The organism is Rhodoplanes roseus (assembly GCF_003258865.1).
Classification (GTDB): Bacteria; Pseudomonadota; Alphaproteobacteria; order Rhizobiales; family Xanthobacteraceae; genus Rhodoplanes; species Rhodoplanes roseus.
Genome location: NZ_NPEX01000127.1, coordinates 11,729 through 16,588 on the forward strand (window position 1 = coordinate 11,729; position 4,860 = coordinate 16,588).

3 protein-coding genes are annotated in these 4,860 nt (G+C 66.7%); all 3 read right to left on the bottom strand.

What is annotated here, in order from left to right:
- Positions 1–41: 41 nt before the first annotated feature.
- On the bottom strand, positions 42–2,561 hold the full coding sequence (bamA, locus tag CH341_RS17840; protein WP_111420349.1) for an outer membrane protein assembly factor BamA: 2,520 nt from the start codon (positions 2,559–2,561) through the stop codon (positions 42–44).
- Between the two features lie 167 nt (positions 2,562–2,728).
- Positions 2,729–3,880 carry an RIP metalloprotease RseP gene (gene rseP, locus CH341_RS17845; RefSeq protein ID WP_111420350.1) on the bottom strand — a complete coding sequence of 384 codons (1,152 nt, stop codon included), beginning with the start codon at positions 3,878–3,880 and terminating at the stop codon, positions 2,729–2,731.
- Between the two features lie 52 nt (positions 3,881–3,932).
- Positions 3,933–4,860 (bottom strand): 1-deoxy-D-xylulose-5-phosphate reductoisomerase (gene dxr / locus CH341_RS17850; protein ID WP_111420352.1); only part of this gene is annotated, 928 nt, incomplete at its 5' end.

The following is a 4,860-nucleotide window of genomic DNA, read 5'->3' on the forward strand; positions in this document are numbered from 1 at the left end:
GGTGCCGGCCCCAGGCCGGCACCGTCAGGTCGTGCGAGGCGTCAGAACTTGGTGCCGCCGCCGAACCGGAAGATCTGCTTCTTGTCGTAATCCGCGTAGGTGATCGGATAGGCGAGGTCGAAGCGCAGCGGGCCGAACGGCGAGGCCCAGATCAGGCCGACGCCCACCGAAGACCGGACCAGGTTCTCGTCGCCGTAGCACGGCACGTTCGCCATCGGGTTCGTGGTATTGATCGCCTGGTTCGGGCAGGTCATCACCAGACCGCGTTCCGCCCACGAGGTCGGCCCCTTGTAGTCGGAGAGCTGGCCGGCGTCCGCGAAGAACGCGATCTTCATGCCGAAGTCCTTCGGCGCGAAGAAGAGCGGGGTCTGCACCTCGAGGTTCACGGCCCAGTACATCGAACCACCGAGGGCGTCCTGGTTGGTGCCCGGGGTGATGTCGCGCGGACCCCAGCCGGCGGTCTGGAAGCCGCGGACGAGGTTCGGACCGCCCTGGAAGTGGTCGAGCATGCGCAGATCGCTGCCGCCCCATCCGGTGGCGTAGCCGCCCTGGATGCGGATCGAGCCGACGACGTCCGGCAGGATTTCGTTGTACAGCCGGGTGTCGAGGGTCGTCTTGGAGTAGTTCACGTCGCCGCCGACGCCGGCGAAGTCCTCGTTCAGCGTGACGATCAGGCCGTTGGTCGGGTTCTTGTTGTTGTCGAGCGTGTTGAAGCTGAAGGTCGAGCCGACCGACGAGACGAACACCGGGCCGTTGGCGAGCTCGCGCCGCACCGCCAGCGAAGCCTCGCCGTCCTGGTAGCAGTTGAAGGTGAACGGCTGGCCGGTCGCCGGGTCGGTGATCCCCTGGAACTGCGGCGTCGGATAGTAACCAGCCGCGCTGTTCGGGTTGATGTTGTTACAGTTGTTGTAGGCCTGATCGAGCTTGATCTCCTGCCGGTACGCCGTGTAGCGCGGCTGGATCGAGAAGTTGTCGGTGATCGGGATGCCCAGCTTGAGGCTGCCGCCGACCGTGCTCGACGTATACGAGTAGTAGGACGAGGAGGTCGTCTCCTTGCCGAACACGTCGACGCCCAGCGCCAGACGCTGGCCCATCAGGTAGGGCTCGACGAAGGACAGCTCGAAGCCGCGGGTGCGGGTGCCGTAGGTCAACGAGGCGCGGGCGACGTGGCCGCGACCGAGCAGGTTGCGCTCGCCGACGCTGACCTCGCCGACGAAGCCGTCCGCCGTCGAGTAGCCGCCGGAGACCGAGAACTCGCCGGTCGCCTGCTCTTCGACGTCGACATTGATGACCACCCGGTCGGGCGCCGAGCCCGGCTCGTTGGTGATGCGGACGTTCTTGAAGTAGTTGAGGTTCTTGATGCGCCGCTCGGCCCGGTCGACGAGCGCCCGGTTGTAGGCGTCGCCCTCGACGATGTCGAACTCGCGCCGGATGACGTAGTCGCGGGTGCGGGTGTTGCCGCGGATGTTGATCCGCTCGATATAGGCCCGCTGCCCCTCCTCCATCACGTAGACGACGTTGACGAGGCGGGCATTGAAGTCGCGATCACCGCGCGGCCGGATCGAGGCGAACGGGTAGCCGAGCTTGGACACCTCGATGGTGAGGTCCTCGACCGACTTCTCGACCGCGTCGGCGTTGTAGATTCCGCCCGGCTTGGTCTTGAGCCGCGCCCGCAGACGCTCGACGTCGATGTTGCGGACCGTCGACTGGATGTCGACGTTGCCGAACTTGTAGCGGTCACCCTCGTCGATCGTGAAGGTGATGATGAAGCCCTTGCGGCTCGGATCGTATTCCGAGATCGCCGACACCACGCGCACGTCGGCGTAGCCGCTGCGCAGATAGAAGCGGCGGATCAGGTCGCGATCGACCTCGACCCGGTCCGGATCGAAGATGTCGTTGCTCTTCAGCCAGCTCAGGAGATTGGTTTCGCCGGTCTTGACGACGTCCTTGAGGCGCCAGTCGGAGAACGCCTTGTTGCCGACGAAGACGATCTTGGCGACGCCGGTCTTGCCGCCCTCGTCGACCTCGAAGACGAGGTCGACGCGGCCGTTCGGCAGCTCGATGACCTTCGGCTCGACCCGCACGTCGTAGCGGCCGGAGCGCTGATAGATCTCGACGATGCGCTGGGTGTCGGACTGGACGAGAGCGCGCGAGAAGGTGCCGCGCGGCTTCGACTGGATCTCGGTGGAGATCTGCTCGTCCTTGAGCTTGCGGTTGCCTTCGAAGGCGACCCGGTTCAGCACCTGGTTCTCGACGACGCTGACGACGATCCGGCCGCCCGAGGGCGTGATCCGCACGTCCTGGAACAGGCCGGTCGCGTAGAGCGCCTTGAGGGCCTCGTCGATCTTGGCGGCGTCGAGCCGCTCTCCGGGTCCGACCCGGAAATAGGACCTGATGGTATCGGCCTCGACGCGCCGGTTACCCTCGACGACGATCTGCGACGCCGACTGTGCGAGGACAGGCGTGACCGAAACCGTCACGGCCGCTCCCGCCATGAACGTCTGCGCAATCGCGAAAGCGATCGCCGCCAACGTCCGATTCGTCTTCAACCCCAGTGCCATACGCTATGGGCCCCCAAAAGAATCCCCACCACCGCCCGTCGCGATCGATTCCGCCTTCGCTTGTATCGGCTTTGACCACCCCTGCAAACAGAGAGTCTCCCCAGGCTCCCTATTTGCCGGCTGCCAGTGGCCGCCACGTCACACATTATGGCGGAGATGTGCGCACATTATGACGCCGCCAAGTGCAGGATATCGTTAAAGGTTGCGAAAATCATAAGCATGATGACGAGAGCGAAGCCGATACGGAAGCCGACCTCCTGGGCGCGCTCCGACAGGGGCCGTCCGCGGGCCGCTTCGATGGCGTAGAACAGCAGGTGCCCGCCATCGAGCAGCGGCACCGGAAACAGGTTCAGGAGGCCGATCGACACCGACAGCACGGCGGCGAGGTGCAGCAGCGCGACGAAGCCCGCGGTCGCCACCTGGCCGGACACCTGGGCGATCCGGATCGGGCCGCCGAGCTGGTCCGCGCTTTCCTTCCCGACCACGATCCCGCCGATATAGCTCAGCGTCCGCTCGACGATGAACCAGGTCTCCTCGGCGCCCATCCGGACGGCGGCGATCGGGCCGACCGACTCGGTCTTGAGGTCGCCGGGCGACATCGAGCGGGTGATTCCGAGCACGCCCAGCCGGTGGACGTTGCCGAAATTGTCCTTCATCTCCTTGAGCGTGGGCACGACCTGCAGGGTCACCGGGGTGCCGCCGCGGTCGACCTCGACCTTCAGGGTCTGGCCGGCCGCCCCGCTGACGATCCGCTGCATCTCGGCGAAGCTCTCGATCCGCCGCCCGTCGATCGAGCGCACCACGTCGCCGGTGACGAAACCGGCCGACTCGGCCGCGCTGCCGGCCTGGATCGAATCGACCCGGGCGGTCGTGGTCTGCTTGCCATGCAACATGAAGATGCCGGCAAAGATCACGATGGCGAGGACGAAATTCGCCAACGGGCCGGCGGCGACGACGGCCGCCCGCGCGCCCACCGACTGGCCCGGGAAGCTGACCTTGCGCTCGCTCTCCGTGAGGCCTGCGATGGCGTTCTGGTCGGGCACGCTGGCGGCGTTCTCGTCACCGAAGAACTTGACGTAGCCGCCGAGCGGGATCGCGGCGAGCTTCCAGCGGGTGCCGCTGCGGTCGTTGAAGCCGACGATCTCGGGCCCGAAGCCGACCGAGAAGGTCAGCACCTTGATGCCGTTGGCCTTGGCGATCAGGTAGTGGCCGAGCTCGTGGAAGAACACCACGATGGTGAGCACGAAAAGAAACGGAACGAGGTAGCCGAGAAACCCCAGTCCGAGATCGTTCAGCGACGCAAGCAAATTCGATCCCATGACGACCTCGCGCAGGGTTTCGGGGGCGGCGACCGGTGTCGGTCACCATTTGTTAAGCTTGGTAGAATGCCTTTGCGGCGATTTCCGGCAAGAGGTCCCGGGCCAGCATTCGAGCCGTATGGTCAACGGCGAGCGCCTCCTCGGCATCCTCCGGCTCGCGCAGCACGCCCCGGGCGGCGCTCGCCTCGAGGGTCGCCTCGACCAGGGCGGCGATGTGGGCGAAGCCGATCTTCCGGTCGATGAAGCTCGCCACCGCGATCTCGTTCGCCGCGTTCAGCACGGTCGGAGCGCCCTGCCCGGTCCGCAGCGCCGCCTTGGCGAGGCGGAGCGCCGGGAAGCGGACCTCGTCCGGCTCCTCGAAGGTCAGGTTGGCGAGCTTGTCGAAGCTCAGCCGAGTGGCGCCCTCCATCCGGGCCGGCCAGGCCAGGCAATGGGCGATCGGCACCCGCATGTCGGGCGGGCCGATCTGGGCCACCATCGAGCCGTCGATGAACTCCACCCCGCCGTGGACGATGGACTGCGGGTGGACCAGCACGGCGATCTCGTCGGGGCCGACGTCGAACAGGTGGTGCGCCTCGATGATCTCGAGGCCCTTGTTCATCATCGAGGCCGAGTCGATGGTGATCTTCGGCCCCATCGACCAGTTGGGATGCTTGAGGGCCTCCTCCAGGGTCGCCTTGCGGATCGCCTCGACCGGCCAGGTGCGAAACGGGCCGCCCGAGGCCGTCAGGATGATGCGCTTCACGTCCCCCCGGGCGCCGCAGCTCATCGACTGGAACACGGCATTGTGCTCGGAATCGACCGGCAGCACGGTGGCGCCCGCCTCGGCGGCGCGGCGCATGAACAGCGTGCCGGCGCAGACCAGGCACTCCTTGTTGGCGAGGGCCACGATGGCGCCGCGCTCGGCGGCCGCCAGGGTCGGCTTCAGGCTGGCGGCGCCCGTGATGGCGGCCATCACCCAGTCGGCCGGGCGGCGCGCC